This window comes from Pseudomonas ekonensis (assembly GCF_019145435.1).
Taxonomy (GTDB): domain Bacteria; phylum Pseudomonadota; class Gammaproteobacteria; order Pseudomonadales; family Pseudomonadaceae; genus Aquipseudomonas; species Aquipseudomonas ekonensis.
Window position 1 is genome coordinate 1,298,332 of record NZ_JAHSTS010000002.1, and the last position, 19,613, is coordinate 1,317,944.

Consider the following 19,613-nt stretch of genomic DNA (forward strand, 5'->3'; position numbering starts at 1 on the left):
AAGCGTTACAGACGTCCCAGATCGTTGACCAGAGCGAGCAGCATCACTCCAACCACCAAACTGATACCGATCTGTATCCCCCAACCTTGTACCCGCTCCGACAAGGGGCGACCACGCGCCCACTCGATCAGATAAAACAACAGATGCCCCCCATCCAGTACAGGAATGGGCAGCAAATTCAGAACACCCAGGCTAATACTCAGATAAGCAAGGAAATTCAGGAAATCGGCAACGCCCGACTGGGCAGAAGCGCCCGCCACTTTAGCAATGGTTATCGGTCCGCTCAAGTTTTTTACCGAGAGCTCGCCGAAGAGCATTTTCTTCAGGGAATCGAGGGTCAGGACACTCATCGCCCAAGTGCGGCGGGCACCCTCGCCGATCGCCGCCAACGGCCCGAAACTGACCTCGCGAATCATTTCCGGCGGCCAGTCGACCGCCTTCACCCCTGCCCCCAGATAGCCGCTCGGCGACTTGCTTTCGCCCCGGGCCGCCAGCGTGACCGGAACGTCGATCCGGGCACCGTCGCGCTCGATGCGCAGCAGGACTTTGGCGTCAGGGCGCGTACGGACGGTGTCGACCACTTGCTGCCAGTCGTCCAGCGCCTGGCCGTCGAGCGCCAACAGGCGGTCGCCGGTCTTCAGCCCCGCCGCCTGGGCCGGGCCTTTCGGATCGAGTTCGGCAAGCACCGGCGGCAACGCCGGGCGCCATGGGCGGATACCCAGCGAGCGGATCGGATCAGGCTCGTCCGCGCCCTTGAGCCAATGGTCCAGGGCCAGCTCGCGAGGCGAGTCCGCCGTGGAGCCTTGCTCGCGCACCATCACCTGCAGGGAACCGCTCTCGCCCAGGCGACGCACCAGCTGCAGATTGACCGCCGCCCAGCCGGACGTCGGCTCGCCGTCGATGGCGATGATTTCCTGGCCGGGGCTCAGGCCGGCCTTGGCCGCCATGCTGCCGGACTCGACCGCACCGATGACCGGACGCACCTGCTCGCTGCCGAGCATGGCCAAGACCCAGAAGAACACCAGTGCGAGGAGAAAGTTGGCGACCGGGCCGGCGGCGACGATGGCGATGCGCTGACGAACGGTCTTGCGGTTGAACGACTGGTGCAGTTGATCGGCAGGCACTTCGCCTTCACGCTCGTCGAGCATTTTGACGTAACCGCCCAGCGGAATGGCCGCCACCACGAATTCCGTGCCGTGCCGGTCATGCCAGCGCAGCAGGGGCATGCCGAAACCGACGGAAAAACGCAGCACCTTGACGCCGCAGCGGCGCGCCACCCAGAAGTGGCCGAACTCGTGGAAGGTGACCAGCACGCCCAAGGCGATCAGGGTGCCGGCAATCATATAGAGCGCGCTCATCTACTTTCTCCGCATTCCTGTCCAGTGCCGCGTGAAGCCAAGTACGGCGCAGCCTAACGACCGTGGCGGCTCAGCCATTGGCCGGCCAGCGCCCGTGCCGTCGCGTCCGCCGTGAATACCGCGTCCAGGTCATCCAGCGCCACCACGGGCTGAAGGTTCAAGACTTCTTCGATGATACTCGCGATTTCCAGGTAGCGAACCCGTCCGTCGAGAAACGCCGCGACCGCCACTTCGTTGGCCGCGTTCAGCATCGCCGGGGCGCTGTCGCCGGCCTCCGCCGCCTGGCGCGCCAGGCGCAGGCAAGGGAAGCGCTGCTCATCCGGCGCTTCGAAGTCCAGACGCGCCACCGCGAACAGATCCAGCGGCGCCACGCCCGAGTCGATCCGCTCGGGCCAGGCCAGCGCGTTGGCGATCGGCGTGCGCATGTCGGGATTGCCCAACTGCGCCAGCACGGAACCGTCCACATAGTCGACCAGCGAATGGATCACGCTCTGCGGATGGATGACCACCTCGACCTGCGAGGGCTTGGCGTCGAACAGCCAGCAGGCCTCGATCAGCTCAAGGCCCTTGTTCATCATGCTGGCCGAATCCACCGAGATCTTGCGCCCCATGGACCAGTTCGGGTGGGCGCACGCCTGCTCAGGCGAAACATGCGCCAAATCAGCCATCGGCGTCTGCCGGAAAGGGCCGCCGGAGGCCGTCAGAAGAATCCGACGCACGCCGACATGGCTCAATCCACGGGAGAAGTCCTGCGGCATGCACTGGAAAATCGCATTGTGCTCGCTGTCGATCGGCAGCAGCGCCGAACCGCTCTTGCGCACCGCCTGCATGAACAGGGCGCCGGACATCACCAGCGCCTCCTTGTTGGCCAGCAGGATTTTCTTGCCTGCCTCGACGGCCGCCAGGGTCGGGCGCAGCCCGGCCGCACCGACGATCGCCGCCATCACGGCGTCCACCTCAGGAGCGGCAGCCACCTGGCACAACCCCTCCTCCCCCACCAGCACACGGGTCGGCAGGCCGGCGGCACGCAAGTCGTCCTGCAGGCGGCGCGCGGCCTGCACCTCAGGCACGACCGCGAACTGCGGCACATGACGCACGCACAAGGCGAGCAGCTCGCTCAGACGGCTGAACCCGCTCAGCGCGAACGCCCGGTAACGGTCAGGATGGCGCGCAATGACATCCAGGGTGCTCAGACCGATGGAACCGGTCGCCCCCAATACGGTGATCTGCTGCGGCCGGCTCACGGTGCGGCCATCCACAGCATCACGGCGAACAACGGGATCGCCGCGGTCAGGCTGTCGATGCGATCCAGTACACCGCCGTGCCCCGGCAGCAGGTTACTGCTGTCCTTGATGCCGGACTGGCGCTTGAACATGCTTTCGGTGAGGTCGCCCACCACCGAGACGAACACGATCACCGCCGCCCCGATCAAGCCCTTGAACAGCTGCGCCACGGTCCAGTCGCGCACGAAGCCGACCAGCACGGTGATCGCCAGGCTCAGGGCCAGGCCGCCGTAGACGCCTTCCCAGCTCTTGCCGGGGCTGACCTGCGGCGCCAGCTTGCGCTTGCCGAAGGCCCGGCCGGAGAAGTAGGCGCCGATGTCGGCGCCCCACACCAGCACCATCACCGCCATGATCAGCCAGTTGCCCAGCGGGTACTGCTTGATCTGCACCAGCCCTTGCCAGGCGGGCAGCAGGATCAGGAAGCCGATGACCAGCTTGCACGCCGCGCTGGCCCAATGCCCGCTGGATTGCGGGTAAGTCAGCACCAGATACGTGGCCACCGCCCACCACAGCACCGAAGCGCCGAGCACCCACGGCGCAAGGCCGGGCAGGATGTACATGACGAACAGCATCAACGCCACCACGGCGGCGTAGCCTACGCGGAACGACTGTGCGCCGAAGCCCGCCAGACGCGCCCATTCCCAGGCCCCGAGACTCACGACCAGCCCGATGAACAACGCAAAACCGGATCCTTCGAGCAGAAAGAAACCGCCCAACGCGATCGGCAGCAAGATCAGTGCGGTGATGATTCGTTGTTTAAGCATTAAACCCGGGCTCCGGCTTCGACCTGCTCGCTCGTTTTACCGAAGCGGCGCTGGCGCGAAGCGAAATCGGCCAGCGCGTTGCGCATGGCATCGTGTTTGAAGTCCGGCCAGAACAGGTCGGAGAAATACAGCTCAGCGTAAGCGAGCTGCCAGAGCAGGAAGTTGCTGATGCGGTGCTCGCCGCCGGTGCGGATGCACAGGTCGGGCAACGGCAGGTCGCCGGTGGCCAGGCACGCCTGCAACAGGTCCGGCGTGATGTCGTCCGGCCGCAGGTGACCGGCCTGCACCTCACGGGCAAGACGCTGCGCAGCCTGCGCGATGTCCCACTGGCCGCCGTAATTGGCGGCGATCTGCAGGACAAAGCGGTTGGCGCCGGCGGTCATCGCCTCGGCTTCGCGCATCGCCGCCTGAAGCTCAGGGTGGAAGCGCGAACGGTCGCCGATGATGCGCAGGCTGATGTTGTTGTCGTTGAGGCGCTTGGCCTCACGACGCAAGGCCTTGAAGAACAGATCCATCAAGGCGCTGACCTCATCGGCCGGGCGCTGCCAGTTCTCGCTGGAGAAGGCAAACAGCGTCAGCACTTCGACCCCGGCCTCGGCGCACACCTCTATCACCGCACGCACGGCATCCACGCCCGCCTTGTGCCCGGCGACGCCGGGCATGAAGCGTTTCTTCGCCCAGCGGTTGTTGCCATCCATGATGATCGCGACATGGCGCGGCACCGCGGACGGCGCAGTCTGCTTGGTCTTTTCCATGAAGGCGTCCTGACCCTTTATACGGCCATCAGATCCTTTTCTTTTTCTTCGGTCGCCTTGGCGATCTGACCTTCGAAGTCCTTGATCAGCTTGTCGATGTCGGCGCCGGCGCGACGCTCTTCGTCTTCGCTGATTTCCTTGTCCTTGGACAGTTTCTTCAGCTCGCCCAGGGCGTCGCGACGGATGTTGCGCACGGCGACACGGGCATCCTCGGCAGCGGCGCGCGCCTGCTTGGTGAAGCCCTTGCGGGTTTCTTCGGTCAACGGCGCCATCTTGATCAGCAGCAATTCGCCGAGGTTGGTCGGGTTGAGGTTGAGGCCGGCGCTGCCGATGGCCTTGTCGATGGCACCGAGCATGTTGCGCTCGAACGGCACCACTTGCAGGGTCTGGCTGTCCTTCACGGTCACGTTGGCCACACCGCTCAACGGGGTGTCGGCGCCGTAGTAAGGCACCATCACGCTGCCCAGGATGCTCGGGTGAGCCTTGCCGGTACGGATCTGGCCGAACGCGTGCGCCAGAGACTCCAGGGACTTCTGCATGCGCGCCTGGGCGTCTTTCTTGATTTCGTTGATCATTGTTGAACTTCCTCGATCAGGGTTCCTTCGGCGCCGCCATGCACAATGTTCAGCAGGGCGCCGGGCTTGTTCATGTTGAATACACGCAGCGGCATCTTGTGGTCGCGGCACAGGCAAATGGCCGTCAGATCCATCACGCCCAGCTTGCGATCCAGCACTTCATCGTAGGTCAGATGATCGAACTTCTCGGCATGCGGGTCTTTGAACGGGTCTGCGGTGTAGACGCCATCGACCTTGGTCGCCTTGAGCACGACGTCGGCGTCGATTTCGATGGCTCGCAGGCAGGCTGCCGAATCCGTGGTGAAAAACGGATTGCCGGTGCCGGCGGCGAAAATCACGACATCCTTGGAGTTCAGGTGGCGCATGGCCTTGCGGCGATCATAGTGATCGGTCACGCCGACCATGGAAATGGCGGACATCACGATGGCCGAGATATTGGCACGTTCCAGCGCATCGCGCATGGCCAGGGCGTTCATCACAGTGGCCAGCATGCCCATGTGGTCGCCCGTGACGCGGTCCATGCCGGCCTTGCTCAGGGCTTCGCCGCGGAACAGGTTGCCGCCGCCGATCACCAGACCGACCTGGACACCGATGCCGACCAGCTGGCCGACTTCCAGCGCCATGCGGTCCAGCACCTTCGGGTCGATCCCGAACTCTTCCGAGCCCATCAGGGCCTCGCCGCTGAGCTTGAGTAGAATGCGTTTATAGCGAGCCTGATAACCACTGCCCTGCTGAGCCATTGCGAATCTCTCCTGCGGCGTATTTAAAAATTCTTTGCGAGCTGTTTGCAGCTGGCGCTTCACTCTAGCTTGGCGCTGCTTCAGCGCCATCGGAACATGGCTTTGTAAGTCAGTTCCAAGCGGAAACCAATTAAAAAATCGGTAACCGTATCTGAAAAGAGGCTGCGCGCGTGAGCGGGCAGCCTCTTTCGGGCGACAGTTGAAAAACCGTCTTACTGCTTGGCGGCAGCCACTTGTGCGGCAACTTCTTCAGCGAAGTTGTCGACTGGCTTCTCGATGCCTTCGCCCACTTTGAAGTAGGTGAAGGAAACGATTTCAGCGCCGGCTTTCTTGGCCAGTTCGCCGACCTTGACTTCCGGGTTCATGACGAACGCTTGCTCGACCAGCGAGGCTTCGGCCAGGAACTTCGAGATACGACCCTTGATCATGTTCTCGACGATGTTTTCCGGCTTGCCCGCGATCTTGTCGGCGTTCAGTTGCAGGAAGACGCCTTTTTCGCGTTCGATGGCTTCGGCCGACACTTCCGACGGCAGCAGGAACTCAGGGTTCGAAGCGGCAACGTGCATGGCGATGTTCTTGGCCAGCTCGATGTCGCCGCCTTTCAGAACGACGGTCGCGCCGATCTTGTTGCCGTGCAGGTAAGCACCGACAACGTCACCCTCAACGCGCGCCAGGCGACGGATGTTGACGTTTTCGCCGCACTTGGCGACCAGGGCTTCACGGGCAGCTTCGCGGGATGCGATCAGCGGAGCGGCGTCGGTCAGTTTCTGGGCGAAGGCTTCTTCCAGGCTTTCGGCGACGAAGTTCTTGAAGTCGTCCTGCAGGGCCAGGAAGTCGGTCTGCGAGTTCACTTCCAGCAGAACGGCGGATTTACCGTCGGTCTTCACGGCGATGGCGCCTTCGGCAGCGATGTTGCCTGCTTTCTTGGCAGCCTTGATGGCGCCCGAAGCACGCATGTCATCAATGGCTTTCTCGATGTCGCCGCCAGCCTTTTCCAGGGCCTTCTTGCAATCCATCATGCCTTCGCCGGTGCGCTCGCGCAGTTCTTTGACCAACGCTGCAGTAATTGCTGCCATTTTCAAATTCCTCTTGGATAGGTTTTCAACCATTCCACCCGACTGAACGGGCGTTCAATTCTTCCCGAACCACCTTGTTTAACCGCTGCACGTTACAGATGCAGGGCAAGCGCTGCCACAAGCGGGCGCCGACAAATGGTTTTCGAGGTGGCAAAAAGGGGGCCAAGCCCCCTTTTTGCTTACTGAGTCAACGCCAGGGCGTCAATTACTCAGCTGCAGCCGCCGGAGCTTCTTCAGCGAAGACTTCGGTGCCGCCAGCAACGTTGTTGCGGCCACGGATAACGGCGTCAGCCATCGAACCCATGTACAGCTCGATCGCGCGGATGGCGTCGTCGTTGCCTGGGATGATGTAGTCAACGCCTTCCGGGCTGCTGTTGGTATCGACTACGCCGATGACCGGGATGCCCAGCTTGTTGGCTTCGGTGATCGCGATGCGCTCGTGGTCAACGTCGATCACGAACAGAGCGTCCGGCAGGCCGCCCATGTCCTTGATGCCGCCCAGGGAGCGGTCCAGCTTCTCGAGGTCACGGGTGCGCATCAGCGCTTCTTTCTTGGTCAGCTTGGCGAAGGTGCCGTCTTCGGCTTGAACTTCGAGGTCACGCAGACGCTTGATGGAAGCACGGATGGTCTTGAAGTTGGTCAGCATGCCGCCCAACCAGCGGTGATCGACGTACGGCGAACCGCAGCGTGCTGCTTGCTCGGCGACGATCTTGCCGGCGGAACGCTTGGTGCCGACGAACAGAATCTTGTTTTTGCCCTGGGCCAGGCGCTCTACGAAGGTCAGTGCTTCGTTGAACATCGGCAGGGTTTTTTCAAGGTTGATGATGTGGATCTTGTTGCGCGCACCGAAAATGTACTTGCCCATTTTCGGGTTCCAGTAACGGGTTTGGTGACCGAAGTGCACACCGGCCTTCAGCATATCGCGCATGTTGACTTGGGACATGATAGTTCCTTGATAAGTCGGGTTGGGCCTCCACGTATCCCAATGACCAACCGCCGATCCGAGGATCAAGGGCACCCAGGTCATCGTGTCGACACGTGTGTGGGTTAATGCTTTCGGGGCTATCCCCGGAAAGCGGCGCATTTTATATCACAAGGAGGGCGCAAACGGAACCCGGAATCTGCATTCGCATCAGGGACATGAGGGAAGCGCACCGCGGATCCGCCCTGGCGCGGCATTGTACGGACGGACGCGATGCACACAGGCGCGGATTTGCGCCTTTCGTCTGTTAGAATCGCGTTTTTCAGGGCCGCAGCCTGAACGCCTGCCACCCTATCCGTATCTGCAAGCGCCGCCGGGCGCAGAGAGAGCCTGTATGACCGTCAACCTCAAAACCCCCGAGGACATCGCTGGCATGCGTGTCGCCGGCAAACTGGCCGCCGACGTGCTGGAAATGATCGCCGGGCACGTAAAGCCGGGCGTCACCACCGATGAGCTGAACCAGATCTGCCACGACTACATCGTCAACGTGCAGCAGGCCATCCCCGCCCCGCTCAACTACAAGGGCTACCCGAAGTCGATCTGCACCTCGATCAACCACGTGGTCTGCCACGGCATCCCGAACGACAAGCCGCTGAAGAACGGCGACACCCTGAACATCGACGTCACGGTGATCAAGGACGGCTACCACGGCGACACCAGCCGCATGTTCCACGTCGGCACCGTGCCGGTCTGGGCCGAACGCCTGTCCCAGGTCACCCAGGAATGCATGTACAAGGCGATCGAGATCGTCAAGCCCGGCTGCCGCCTCGGCGACATCGGCGAGATCATCCAGAAGCACGCCGAGAAGAACGGTTTCTCGGTGGTGCGCGAGTTCTGCGGCCACGGCATCGGCAAGGTGTTCCATGAAGAGCCCCAGATCCTGCACTACGGCCGCGCCGGCACCGGCATGGAACTGCAGGCCGGCATGACCTTCACCATCGAGCCGATGATCAACCAGGGCAAGGCCGACACCAAGGTGCTGGGCGACGGCTGGACCGCCATCACCAAGGACCGCAAGCTCTCGGCCCAGTGGGAACACACCCTGCTGGTCACCGAAACCGGCTACGAGATCTTCACCCTGCGCAGCGACGACACGATCCCGCGCGTATCGGCCTGACCCAGACACCGCTCCCAGCCTATAGAAGGAAAGCCAACCGATGCCGCAGGTGGATCCCGAACTCTTCGACCGCGGCCAGTTCCAGGCTGAACTGGCCCTGAAAGCGAGTCCCATCGCGGCATTCAAGAAGGCCATCCGCCAGGCCCACGAGGTGCTCGACACGCGCTTTCGCAACGGCCGCGACATCCGCCGGCTGATCGAAGACCGCGCCTGGTTCGTCGACAACATCCTGCAAAAGGCCTGGGAGCAGTTCAACTGGAGCGAAGACGCCGACATCGCGCTGGTGGCGGTCGGCGGCTACGGCCGCGGCGAGCTGCACCCCTATTCCGACATCGACCTGCTGATCCTGCTGGACAGCGCCGACCATGAAATCTTCCGCGACTCCATCGAGCGCTTCCTGACCCTGCTCTGGGACATCGGCCTGGAGGTCGGCCAGAGCGTGCGCTCGGTGGACGAATGCGCCGAAGAGGCCCGCGCCGACCTCACGGTCGTCACCAACCTGATGGAAAGCCGCACCATCTGCGGCCCCGAACGCCTGCGCCAACGGATGCTCGACGTCACCAGCACCGCCCACATGTGGCCGAGCAAGGACTTCTTCCTGGCCAAGCGTGCCGAGCAGAAGGCCCGCCACCACAAGTACAACGACACCGAGTACAACCTGGAACCCAACGTCAAAGGCTCGCCCGGCGGGCTGCGGGACATCCAGACGATCCTCTGGGTCGCCCGGCGCCAGTACGGCACCCTGAACCTGCGGGCCCTGGCCGGCGAAGGCTTTCTGGTGGAGAGCGAGAACGCCCTGCTCGCCTCGTCCCAGGAGTTCCTCTGGAAGGTGCGCTACGCCCTGCACATGCTGGCCGGCCGCGCCGAGGACCGCCTGCTGTTCGACCATCAGCGCTCGATCGCCACGCTGCTGGGCTTCGAGGGCGACGACGCCAAGCAAGCCGTCGAAAACTTCATGCAGCAATATTTCCGGGTGGTGATGAGCATCGCCCAGCTCAGCGACCTGATCATCCAGCACTTCGAGGAAGTCATCCTCGCGCCGGAGGACGAAGCCCCGCCGCAGCCGATCAACGCGCGCTTCCAGCTGCACGACGGCTACATCGAGGCCCGCAGCGAAAACGTGTTCCGCCGTACGCCGTTCGCCATGCTCGAGATCTTCGTGCTGATGGCCCAGCAGCCGGAAATCAAGGGCGTGCGCGCCGACACCATCCGCCTGCTGCGCGAACACCGGCACCTGATCGACGACAACTTTCGCAACGACATCCGCAACACCAGCCTGTTCATCGAGCTGTTCAAGTGCAAGATCGGCATCCACCGCAACCTGCGCCGGATGAACCGCTACGGCATCCTCGGGCGCTACCTGCCGGAGTTCGGCTTCATCGTCGGGCAGATGCAGCACGACCTGTTCCACATCTATACGGTGGACGCCCACACGCTGAACCTGATCAAGCACCTGCGCAAACTGCAGTACACCCAGGTGTCGGAAAAATTCCCGCTGGCCAGCAAACTCATGGGCAAGCTGCCCAAGCCTGAGCTGATCTACCTGGCCGGCCTGTACCACGACATCGGCAAGGGCCGTCACGGCGACCACTCGGAGATCGGCGCCGTGGACGCCGAGGCCTTCTGCCAGCGCCACCAGTTGCCGGTCTGGGACACCCGCCTGATCGTGTGGCTGGTGCAGAACCACCTGGTGATGTCCACCACCGCCCAGCGCAAGGATCTGTCCGATCCGCAGGTGATCCACGATTTCGCCCAGACCGTCGGCGACGAGACCCGCCTGGACTATCTCTATGTGCTGACCGTGGCCGACATCAACGCCACCAACCCGACGCTGTGGAACTCCTGGCGCGCCAGCCTGCTGCGCCAGCTCTACACCGAAACCAAGCGTGCGCTGCGCCGCGGCCTGGAAAACCCGGTGGACCGCGAGGAGCAGATCCGCCAGACCCAGAGCGCCGCGCTGGACATCCTGGTGCGCGGCGGCACCGACCCGGACGACGTCGAGCAATTGTGGGCGCAACTGGGCGACGACTACTTCCTGCGCCACACCGCCGGCGACGTGGCCTGGCACAGCGACGCGATCCTCCAGCAACCGGCCGACGGCGGCCCGCTGGTGCTGATCAAGGAGACCACCCAGCGCGAGTTCGAGGGCGGCACGCAGATCTTCATCTATGCGCCGGACCAGCACGACTTCTTCGCCGTGACGGTGGCGGCGATGGACCAGCTCAACCTGAACATCCACGACGCCCGGATCATCACCTCCAGCAGCCAGTTCACCCTCGACACCTACATCGTGCTCGACACCGACGGCGATTCGATCGGCGACAACCCGCTGCGGGTCAAGCAGATCCGCGACGGGCTGACGGAAGCCCTGCGCAACCCCGACGACTACCCGACGATCATCCAGCGCCGGGTGCCGCGCCAGCTCAAGCATTTCGCGTTTGCGCCGCAGGTGACGATCCACAACGACGCCCAGCGTCCGGTGACGGTGCTGGAACTGACGGCACCGGACCGGCCGGGCCTGCTGGCGCGGGTCGGCGGGATTTTCCTGGAGTTCGACCTGTCGCTGCAGAACGCCAAGATCGCCACCCTGGGCGAGCGGGTGGAGGACGTGTTCTTCATCACCGACGCCCACAACCAGCCGTTGTCCGACCCGCTGCTGTGCAGCCGCCTGCAGGATGCGATCGTCGAGCAACTGAGCGTCAACCAGGAGCCCGACATCAAGCTGTCGCGCATCAGCATCTGACCCGACCCTTTTCCCCTTGCGGGAGCGGGCTCGCCCGCTCCCGCACAGCACGAGACCCTTCATGAACAACGCCCTGAACCAGCTGCAGCCCTACCCGTTCGAAAAGCTCCGCGCCTTGCTCGGCAGCGTCACGCCGAACCCGGACAAGCGCCCGATCGCCCTGTCGATCGGCGAACCGAAACACCGCTCGCCGAGCTTTGTCGCCGAGGCGCTGGCCAGCAACCTGGACCAGATGGCGGTGTACCCGACCACCCTCGGCATCCCGGCCCTGCGCGAAGCCATCGCCGCCTGGTGCGAACGCCGCTTCAACGTCCCGGGCGGCTGGATCGACCCGGCGCGCAACGTGCTGCCGGTCAACGGCACCCGCGAGGCGCTGTTCGCCTTCACCCAGACCGTGGTCAACCGCGGTGACGACGCGCTGGTGGTCAGTCCGAACCCGTTCTACCAGATCTACGAAGGCGCGGCGTTCCTGGCCGGAGCCAAGCCGCACTACCTGCCGTGCCTGGACGAAAACGGCTTCAACCCAGACTTCGACGCGGTGTCGCCGGACATCTGGAAACGCTGCCAGATCCTGTTTCTGTGCTCGCCGGGCAACCCGACCGGCGCGCTGATCCCCCTCGACACCCTCAAGAAGCTGATCGCCCTGGCCGACGAGCACGACTTCGTGATCGCCGCCGACGAGTGCTACAGCGAACTGTACTTCGACGAACAGACCCCGCCGCCGGGCCTGCTGACCGCCTGCGCCGAACTGGGCCGCAAGGACTTCAAGCGCTGCGTGGTGTTCCACAGCCTGTCCAAGCGCTCGAACCTGCCGGGGCTGCGCTCGGGCTTCGTCGCCGGCGATGCCGACGTCCTCAAGGGTTTCCTGCTGTACCGCACCTACCACGGCTGCGCCATGCCGGTGCAGACCCAACTGGCCAGCGTCGCCGCGTGGAACGATGAAGTCCACGTGCGCGCCAACCGTGCGCTGTACCGCGAGAAGTTCGATGCCGTGCTGGCGATCCTCAGCCCGGTGATGGATGTGCAACGCCCTGACGGCAGCTTCTACCTGTGGCCGAACGTGAACGGCGACGACGCGGCGTTCTGCCGCGACCTGTTCGAACAGGAGCACGTGACCGTGGTGCCGGGGTCGTACCTGTCCCGCGACGTTGACGGCGTCAACCCGGGGGCCGGCCGCGTGCGCATGGCGCTGGTGGCGCCCTTGGCGGAATGCGTCGAGGCCGCCGAGCGCATTCGCGCGTTCGTGACCCGGCAGCCGTGAGCCCGTCACCGTGCCAGCCTTGCTGGCACGGTGACTTTTCATATCGGGAAACACCTCCGCACGGCCTGGAAACCTTTTAGTGCAGGGAGGCAGGTTACTCTTGCCCCGCGCAACGTCTTGCGCATCGACACCCTCCACTTCAAGGATGAAGCCCACCATGAACCAATTGCAGGATTGCAGGCTCGTGCAATGGCCGGACGACCAGGCCGCCTTTGACACCGCCGTCAACGAAAACCCCGCCAACGCCGGCAGCGGCGCCGGCGGACGCCGCAAGCGTTCGTTGATCGACTACCCGAAACTCTGGGCCAACGGCCGAACCCTGAAGATCGCCTTCATCGACTCGCCCGACCCCGACCGCAAACAGAAGATCATCGCCGCCGCCAGCCGCTGGCTGCCGTACATCAACCTGAAGTTCGATTTCGTCGATGGCGTGCAGGGCGACATCCGCATCGCGACGAAGAACAACGACAACAGCTCGATGCTCGGCACCGACGCGCTGCTCGTCCACCCCGACTGGCCCACCATGAACCTGGGCGTGACGCCCGATCATCCGGACTTCGAAGTGATCGTCACCCATGAGTTCGGCCATGCCCTGGGCGCCATGCACGAACACCAGCACCCGCAGGCCAATATCCCCTGGGACAAACCCAAGGTGTACGCGTTTTACCAGAACCGCGAGATGAACCCGCTGACCCGCGAGCAGGTCGACCAGAACCTGTTCAAACCCTTCAGCGCGCCGCAGGCGATCCACACCGACTACGACCGGCGGTCGATCATGCATCACCCGGTCTCGAACGAACTGACATTGGGCGACTGGGAAAACCCGATCAACCGCAAGATCAGCAAAAAGGACAAGAGGATGATGCGGCGGCTGTACCCGAAACAGCCCCGGCGAACCCCGTGAACGAGAGCCCCTTGCCGGGGCATCCGCTCATTTGACCTGACCCAGGTTCGCCTCGCTCAGATCAAGGTCCGCCAGCACTTCCCGCAGCACGTCATCACCGATCTGGTGGTGACGGCTCAGGCTGTACAGCGCCAGACGCTGCGCCCGCAGCGCCTTCAGGCGCAGGCGACGCTCCAGCAGGTCCATCTGGAAGGCCAGCGCCTGGGCTTCGGCCGAGTCGTTGAACACCTCCAGCTGATGGCGGTACTCGGACATGATCCGCGCCTTGAGCTCCGCCGCCAGGGCGGCCTCGGCGGCGTCCTGCGGGTTGGCCTCTTCGGTCTCCAGCGCATGGATCGCCGCCTCGGCGGTCTTGCGCCAGGCCTCGCGGACTTCCTGGCGGCGCTTGTCGTCCGGGCTCTTCTCGACGCCCCGAAGCAGCAACGGCAGCGCGATGCAGGCCGCCACCAGCGACAGCAGGATCACCCCGGCGGCGATGAAGATCAGCAAGTCCCGCTCCGGGAACAGCTCCGTGCCCATCAGCATCGGCACCGACATCACGCCCGCCAGCGTCACCGCCCCGCGCACCCCGCCCACCGTCAGCAGCCAGCAGGAACGCGCCGTCGGCACTTGCGTCAGGTCACCCTTGCCGCGCAGACGCCGCAACAGCACCGACAGGCGCCAGATGCTTTGCACCCAAACGAAGCGCAGCAGCACCAGCGCCAGGAAAATCGCCAGCACCTCGAGGCCACGGTAGAACAACGCGGGCCACAGCGTCGGTTCGTGGCTGACCACCGCCTTGACGATGTCCGGCAGTTGCAGGCCCAGCAGCAGGAAAATCAGGCCGTTGAAGGCGAACTCCAACAGCGACCAGACGCTGCGGTTGAGCAGCCGGGTGCTGGTCTGGCGCGGCAACAGGTCGAGCCAGCTCTGCATCATGCCGGCCGCGACGGCCGACAGGATCCCCGAAGCGCCCAGGCGTTCGGCGAGCACGTAAGCGGCGAACGGCAGCAGCAACATGAACACCACGTGGGTCGCCGGATCGTCCCAGCCGCGGGCGATCATCCACGCCCGCAGCCGGCCGACCAGCCAGCTCAATGCCACGCCCACCAGCAGGCCGCCCACCGCCACCAGCACGAACGTCAGGCTCGCGCCGGCCAGCGAAAACGCGCCGGTCACCGCCGCCACCAGGGCGAACTTGAACGTCACCAGGCCCGAGGCGTCGTTCATCAGCGCCTCACCTTGGAGGATGTGCATCAGCGGGGTGGGGAGGCGGTTCTGGGAGATGGCGGACACCGCCACCGCATCGGTGGGCGACAGCACGGCCGCCAAAGCGAAGGCCACCGGCAACGGGATGCCCGGCAACAGCCAATGGATGAAGTAGCCCGCCCCGACGACGGTGAACAGCACCAGCCCCACCGCCAGCGTCAGGATCGGGCCGCGCAAGTGCCAGAACGCACGCTTGGGCATGCGCCAGCCATCGGAAAACAGCAGCGGCGGCAAAAACAGGAACAGGAACAGTTCAGGATCGAGGGCCACATGCAGCCCCAGCGTCGGCCAGGCCAGCAAGGCCCCGGCGGCGATCTGCACCAGCGGCAACGGCAGCGGAATCACCCGTCCCACCAGGCGCGAAACGCTGACCAGCATCAGCAGGATCAGGACGGTATAAGCAGTTTGCATAAAGCGGATGTCTCAGGCGATCGACAGCGATGAACTGCCATATTAGCCGCATAGGCTCTGGATGACCGTTGCACGTATGTCGCACAGCCTTGCTCCGCGCTTCTGTGGGCGCCGGCCTGCTGGCGATGGCGTCACCCGGCCAAACCAGACGGCCGCACCGCAGGCCCGATCAAGATTCCGGCGAGTAAATCGACCACGGCCGCCGCGATACCGTCCGGTCATGGCATAATCCGACACCATTTTTTTCCGGCACCTGTAAAGGGGGCGATTCCTTGACCGTTTCAAGCAAACCGTTGCACCTTTTCGGCATCAAGGCCTGCGACACCATGAAAAAGGCGCGCACCTGGCTCGATGAACACGCTGTCAGCTACGACTTCCACGACTACAAGAGCGCCGGCATCGACCGCGAGCACCTGACCCGATGGTGCGACGAACATGGCTGGCAAACCGTGCTGAACCGCGCGGGCACGACCTTCCGCAAGCTCGACGACGAACAGAAAGCCGATCTCGACCAGCCGAAGGCCATCGAACTGATGCTCGCCCAACCCTCGATGATCAAGCGCCCGGTGCTCGATCTCGGTGACCGAACCCTGATTGGCTTCAAGCCAGATACCTACGCGGCAGCGCTCAAGTAAGCGGCCCGTCCCCATTCGATAGAGGTATTCACATGTCCAACTCCCTGTTCAGCCTGGCCTTCGGCGTCGGCACCCAAAACCGTGACGGCGCCTGGCTGGAAGTGTTCTACGCCCAGCCGCTGCTCAAGCCGTCGGCCGAGCTGGTCGCCGCCGTCGCGCCGATCCTGGGCTACACCGAAGGCAACCAGGCCATCGCCTTCACCACCGCCCAGGCCGCGCAACTGGCCGAAGCCGTGAAAGGCGTCGATGCCGCGCAGGCCAAGCTGCTGACCCGCCTGGCCGAAAGCCACAAGCCGCTGGTCGCCACCCTGCTGGCCGAAGACACCCAACTGACCTCCACCCCAGAGGCCTACCTGAAGCTGCACCTGCTGTCCCACCGCCTGGTGAAGCCGCACGGCGTGAGCCTGGCCGGCATCTTCCCGCTGCTGCCGAACGTGGCCTGGACCAGCCAGGGCGCCATCGACCTGAGCGAACTGGCCGAGCTGCAGCTCGAAGCCCGCCTGCGCGGCGAGCTGCTGGAAGTGTTCTCGGTGGACAAGTTCCCGAAAATGACCGACTACGTCGTGCCGGCCGGCGTTCGCATCGCTGACGCCGCCCGCCTGCGCCTGGGCGCCTACGTGGGCGAAGGCACCACCGTGATGCACGAAGGCTTCATCAACTTCAACGCGGGCACCGAAGGCCCGGGCATGATCGAAGGCCGCGTGTCCGCCGGCGTGTTCGTCGGCAAGGGTTCGGACCTGGGCGGCGGCTGCTCGACCATGGGCACCCTGTCGGGCGGCGGCAACATCGTGATCAAGGTCGGCGAAGGCTGCCTGATCGGCGCCAACGCCGGCATCGGCATCCCGCTGGGCGACCGCAACACCGTCGAGTCGGGCCTGTACGTGACAGCCGGCACCAAGGTCGCGCTGCTGGACGAGAACAACCAGTTGGTCAAGGTGGTCAAGGCCCGTGACCTGGCCGGCCAGACCGACCTGCTGTTCCGCCGCAATTCGGAAACCGGTGCCGTGGAGTGCAAGACCCACAAATCGGCCATCGAACTGAACGAAGCGCTGCACGCTCACAACTAAGCCGCCATGCACTACTCATTGTAGGAGCGAGCCTGCTCGCGATAGCGTCGTGTCAGCCAGCATATTTTTAACTGATACATCGCCATCGCGAGCAGGCTCGCCCCTACAGGGGGGCTGGCGTACGAGCCGAACGACATGATGATTCCCTCCCCCTGGCGGGCCGACTTTCCGGCCATCGCCGCGCTGCAACGGCAAGGCCAGACTTATCTGGACAGTGCCGCCACCACGCAAAAGCCCCAGGCCCTGCTCGACGCGCTGGCGCATTACTACGCCAACGGCGCGGCCAACGTGCACCGTGCGCAACACCTGCCCGGCGCCCATGCCACACAGGCCTTCGAAGACACCCGCCTGAAGGTGGCGCAATGGCTCAACGCCGGCGACAGCGGGCAGATCATCTTCACCCACGGCGCCACCAGTGCGCTGAATCTCCTGGCCTATGGCCTGGAACATCTTTTCGCGCCGGGCGACGAAATCGTCGTCAGCGCCCTGGAGCATCACGCCAACCTGCTGCCGTGGCAGCAACTGGCGCATCGTCGCGAGCTGAAACTGGTAATTCTGCCGCTGGACGCCGATGGTTTGATCGACCTCACCGAAGCCGTAAGCCTGATCGGCCCGCGTACCCGTTTGCTGGCAGTCAGTCAGTTATCCAACGTGCTGGGCGCGTGGCAACCGCTGTCGGCTCTGCTGGCGATGGCCAAGACGCAGAACGCGCTCACAGTGGTTGATGGCGCCCAAGGTGTGGTGCACGAGCGTCATGACGTGCAGGCGCTCGGCTGCGACTTTTACGTTTTTTCCAGCCACAAGCTGTACGGCCCGGATGGACTCGGCGTGGTGTTCGGGCGCAACCAGGCGCTTGAGCAACTGCGCCCGTGGCAGTTCGGCGGTGAAATGGTGCTGGACGCCAATTATCACGACGCGCGTTTCCGTCCGGCACCGTTGGGCTTCGAAGCGGGAACGCCACCGATTGCCAGCGTGATCGGTCTCGGCGCGACCCTTGATTACCTGACCGGTCTGGATCAGGACGCGGTATCCGCCCACGAGTCGGCCCTGCATGACTATCTTCTGCGTGGCCTTGCGGCGCGCAACGGCATCCGCCTGCTGGGCAAACCGCAACTGGCGCTGGCGAGTTTTGTGGTCGACGGCGTGCACAACGCTGACCTGGCGCATCTGCTGACCGAGCAAGGCATTGCCGTGCGCGCCGGCCATCACTGCGCGATGCCGCTGCTCAAAAGCTTCGAACTGGCCGGGGCGATCCGCGTGTCGCTGGCGCTTTACAACGATTCGGAGGATCTGGAACGCTTCTTCGAAGCGCTGGATCAGGCGCTGGAGCTGTTGCGGTGAGCCTGCCGACCGAAGCCGCCGAAGCCCTGCGCACCTTCCAGGGCGCCGCCGGCTGGGAGCAGCGGGCGCGCCTGCTGATGCAGTTCGGCGACCGCCTCGCCCCCCTGAATGACGCCGACAAATGCGACGCCAACCGGGTGCACGGCTGCGAAAGCCAAATGTGGCTGGTGGGTGAACTTCACGACGGGCGCTGGCAATTCGCGGCCGCCAGCGATGCACGGCTGATCCGCGGGCTGGTGGCGCTGCTGCTGGTGCGGGTGAACGGGCTGACGGCGGCTGAACTGCGCCAGGTTGACCTGCCGGACTGGTTCGATCAGCTGGGGCTTTCGCGCCAGCTGTCGCCTTCACGCAGCAATGGCCTCAATGCCGTGCTCCAGCGGATGAATGAGCTGGCTGAATAAAAAGCGGCTGCTTTGCAGCCATCGCGAGCAGGCTCACTCCTACAATTTGGAATGCGTTCCCCTGTAAGAGCGAGCCTGCTCGCGATGAGGCCATCAGCCTCACCGATCAAACCTGAGACTTCGCCCGCTCGGAAGGGCGCCGCACTCCCGCCACCAACTTGTCCACTGCCTTGGTCGCCGCGACCATGCCGAACGTGGCCGTCACCATCATCACCGCCCCGAACCCGCCGGCGCAGTCCAGCTTCACGCCGTCGCCGACAAAGCGCTTCTGCAGGCAAATGCTGCCGTCCGGCTTCGGGTAGCGCAGCTGCTCGGTGGAATACACGCACGGTACGCTGTAATGGCGGTTCGGCGTGCGGGAAAAGCCGTAGTCGCGGCGCAACGTGGAGCGCACCTTCGAGGCCAGCGGGTCGTTGTAGGTGCGGTTGAGGTCCACGACCTGGATCTGGGTCGGGTCGATCTGCCCGCCCGCGCCGCCGGTGGTGATGATCTGGATCTTGCGGCGCTTGCACCAGGCGATCAGCGCAGCCTTGGCGTTGACGCTGTCGATGCAGTCGATCACGCAGTCGATGTCCGGCGTGATGTAGTCGGCCATGGTGTCGCGGGTGACGAAGTCGGCCACCGGGTGCACCGTGCAGGCCGGGTTGATGCCGCGCACGCGCTCGGCCATCACGTCGACCTTGGGTTTGCCGACGGTGCTGTCCAGTGCGTGCAACTGGCGGTTGGCGTTGCTCACGCAGACGTCGTCCAGGTCGAACAGCGAGATCTCGCCCACCCCGCAGCGGGCGATGGCTTCCGCCGCCCAGGAACCGACGCCGCCGATGCCGACGATCGCCACATGGGCCGCCCGCAGGCGCGCCAAACCTTCAATGCCGTACAAGCGGGCGATGCCTGCAAACCGTGGATCTTCTGTGCTCATGACCGTTACCCCAAAAACCGGCGCGCATTATGG

Annotated in this window: 18 protein-coding genes; 8 read left to right on the forward strand and 10 right to left on the reverse strand. The window is 64.2% G+C overall.

Features of this window, described 5'->3' with window-relative positions; translation table 11 throughout:
- Positions 1 to 5: 5 nt before the first annotated feature.
- From rseP to rpsB, 8 genes are all read right to left on the reverse strand, one after another.
- Positions 6 to 1,358: a sigma E protease regulator RseP gene (gene rseP / locus KVG96_RS19050; protein ID WP_217893453.1), complete on the reverse strand. Its 1,353-nt coding sequence runs from the start codon at positions 1,356 to 1,358 to the stop codon at positions 6 to 8.
- 53 nt (positions 1,359 to 1,411) lie between these two features.
- On the reverse strand, positions 1,412 to 2,602 hold the full coding sequence (gene ispC / locus KVG96_RS19055; RefSeq protein ID WP_217893454.1) for a 1-deoxy-D-xylulose-5-phosphate reductoisomerase: 1,191 nt from the start codon (positions 2,600 to 2,602) through the stop codon (positions 1,412 to 1,414).
- A complete protein-coding gene (locus KVG96_RS19060; protein ID WP_085581385.1) occupies positions 2,599 to 3,405 on the reverse strand; it encodes a phosphatidate cytidylyltransferase in 807 nt (268 codons plus the stop codon). The genes ispC and KVG96_RS19060 overlap by 4 nt, the downstream gene beginning before the upstream one ends.
- Positions 3,405 to 4,160, reverse strand: a complete 756-nt coding sequence (uppS, locus tag KVG96_RS19065; protein ID WP_217893455.1) for a polyprenyl diphosphate synthase — start codon at positions 4,158 to 4,160, stop codon at positions 3,405 to 3,407. Before uppS ends, KVG96_RS19060 begins: the two co-directional genes overlap by 1 nt.
- Before the next feature lie 17 nt (positions 4,161 to 4,177).
- Complete coding sequence (frr, locus tag KVG96_RS19070; protein ID WP_085581381.1) at positions 4,178 to 4,735, reverse strand: ribosome recycling factor; 558 nt, start codon at positions 4,733 to 4,735, stop codon at positions 4,178 to 4,180.
- A complete protein-coding gene (pyrH, locus tag KVG96_RS19075; RefSeq protein WP_011332683.1) occupies positions 4,732 to 5,475 on the reverse strand; it encodes a UMP kinase in 744 nt (247 codons plus the stop codon). Before pyrH ends, frr begins: the two co-directional genes overlap by 4 nt.
- A 212-nt stretch (positions 5,476 to 5,687) precedes the next feature.
- Entirely contained in the window at positions 5,688 to 6,551 is an 864-nt protein-coding gene (tsf, locus tag KVG96_RS19080) for a translation elongation factor Ts (RefSeq protein ID WP_085581379.1), read from the reverse strand.
- Positions 6,552 to 6,756: 205 nt separating this feature from the next.
- Complete coding sequence (rpsB, locus tag KVG96_RS19085) at positions 6,757 to 7,494, reverse strand: 30S ribosomal protein S2 (RefSeq protein WP_085581377.1); 738 nt, start codon at positions 7,492 to 7,494, stop codon at positions 6,757 to 6,759.
- Between the two features lie 373 nt (positions 7,495 to 7,867).
- Here rpsB and map point away from each other — a divergent pair, with 373 nt between their 5' ends.
- The 4 genes from map to KVG96_RS19105 all read left to right on the forward strand — a co-directional run bounded on the left by map (position 7,868) and on the right by KVG96_RS19105 (position 13,558).
- Complete coding sequence (map, locus tag KVG96_RS19090) at positions 7,868 to 8,650, forward strand: type I methionyl aminopeptidase (protein ID WP_217893456.1); 783 nt, start codon at positions 7,868 to 7,870, stop codon at positions 8,648 to 8,650.
- A 40-nt stretch (positions 8,651 to 8,690) separates the two neighbouring features.
- A complete protein-coding gene (locus KVG96_RS19095) occupies positions 8,691 to 11,393 on the forward strand; it encodes a [protein-PII] uridylyltransferase (protein WP_217893457.1) in 2,703 nt (900 codons plus the stop codon).
- 61 nt (positions 11,394 to 11,454) lie between these two features.
- Positions 11,455 to 12,654 (forward strand): succinyldiaminopimelate transaminase, encoded by a 1,200-nt coding sequence (gene dapC, locus KVG96_RS19100; RefSeq protein WP_217893458.1) that lies wholly within the window; start codon positions 11,455 to 11,457, stop codon positions 12,652 to 12,654.
- Between the two features lie 157 nt (positions 12,655 to 12,811).
- Positions 12,812 to 13,558, forward strand: a complete 747-nt coding sequence (locus KVG96_RS19105; protein ID WP_217893459.1) for a M12 family metallopeptidase — start codon at positions 12,812 to 12,814, stop codon at positions 13,556 to 13,558.
- A 27-nt stretch (positions 13,559 to 13,585) separates the two neighbouring features.
- Here the strand turns inward: KVG96_RS19105 and KVG96_RS19110 are convergent, their stop codons facing one another.
- Positions 13,586 to 15,217 (reverse strand): Na+/H+ antiporter, encoded by a 1,632-nt coding sequence (locus tag KVG96_RS19110; RefSeq protein WP_217893460.1) that lies wholly within the window; start codon positions 15,215 to 15,217, stop codon positions 13,586 to 13,588.
- 272 nt (positions 15,218 to 15,489) lie between these two features.
- Between KVG96_RS19110 and KVG96_RS19115 the strand changes: the two genes are divergently transcribed.
- The 4 genes from KVG96_RS19115 to KVG96_RS19130 all read left to right on the forward strand — a co-directional run bounded on the left by KVG96_RS19115 (position 15,490) and on the right by KVG96_RS19130 (position 18,661).
- Positions 15,490 to 15,852, forward strand: a complete 363-nt coding sequence (locus KVG96_RS19115) for an ArsC family reductase (RefSeq protein ID WP_217893461.1) — start codon at positions 15,490 to 15,492, stop codon at positions 15,850 to 15,852.
- Between the two features lie 32 nt (positions 15,853 to 15,884).
- On the forward strand, positions 15,885 to 16,919 hold the full coding sequence (dapD, locus tag KVG96_RS19120) for a 2,3,4,5-tetrahydropyridine-2,6-dicarboxylate N-succinyltransferase (protein ID WP_217893462.1): 1,035 nt from the start codon (positions 15,885 to 15,887) through the stop codon (positions 16,917 to 16,919).
- A 135-nt stretch (positions 16,920 to 17,054) separates the two neighbouring features.
- Positions 17,055 to 18,260 carry an aminotransferase class V-fold PLP-dependent enzyme gene (locus KVG96_RS19125; protein ID WP_217893463.1) on the forward strand — a complete coding sequence of 402 codons (1,206 nt, stop codon included), beginning with the start codon at positions 17,055 to 17,057 and terminating at the stop codon, positions 18,258 to 18,260.
- The gene (locus KVG96_RS19130; protein WP_217893464.1) at positions 18,257 to 18,661 is read left to right on the forward strand and encodes a SufE family protein; all 405 of its coding nucleotides are present in this window, start codon (positions 18,257 to 18,259) and stop codon (positions 18,659 to 18,661) included. The genes KVG96_RS19125 and KVG96_RS19130 overlap by 4 nt, the downstream gene beginning before the upstream one ends.
- A gap of 106 nt (positions 18,662 to 18,767) precedes the next feature.
- On the opposite strand, the gene tcdA is transcribed toward KVG96_RS19130, so the two are convergent.
- The gene (gene tcdA, locus KVG96_RS19135) at positions 18,768 to 19,580 is read right to left on the reverse strand and encodes a tRNA cyclic N6-threonylcarbamoyladenosine(37) synthase TcdA (RefSeq protein ID WP_217893465.1); all 813 of its coding nucleotides are present in this window, start codon (positions 19,578 to 19,580) and stop codon (positions 18,768 to 18,770) included.
- Positions 19,581 to 19,613: the final 33 nt, after the last annotated feature.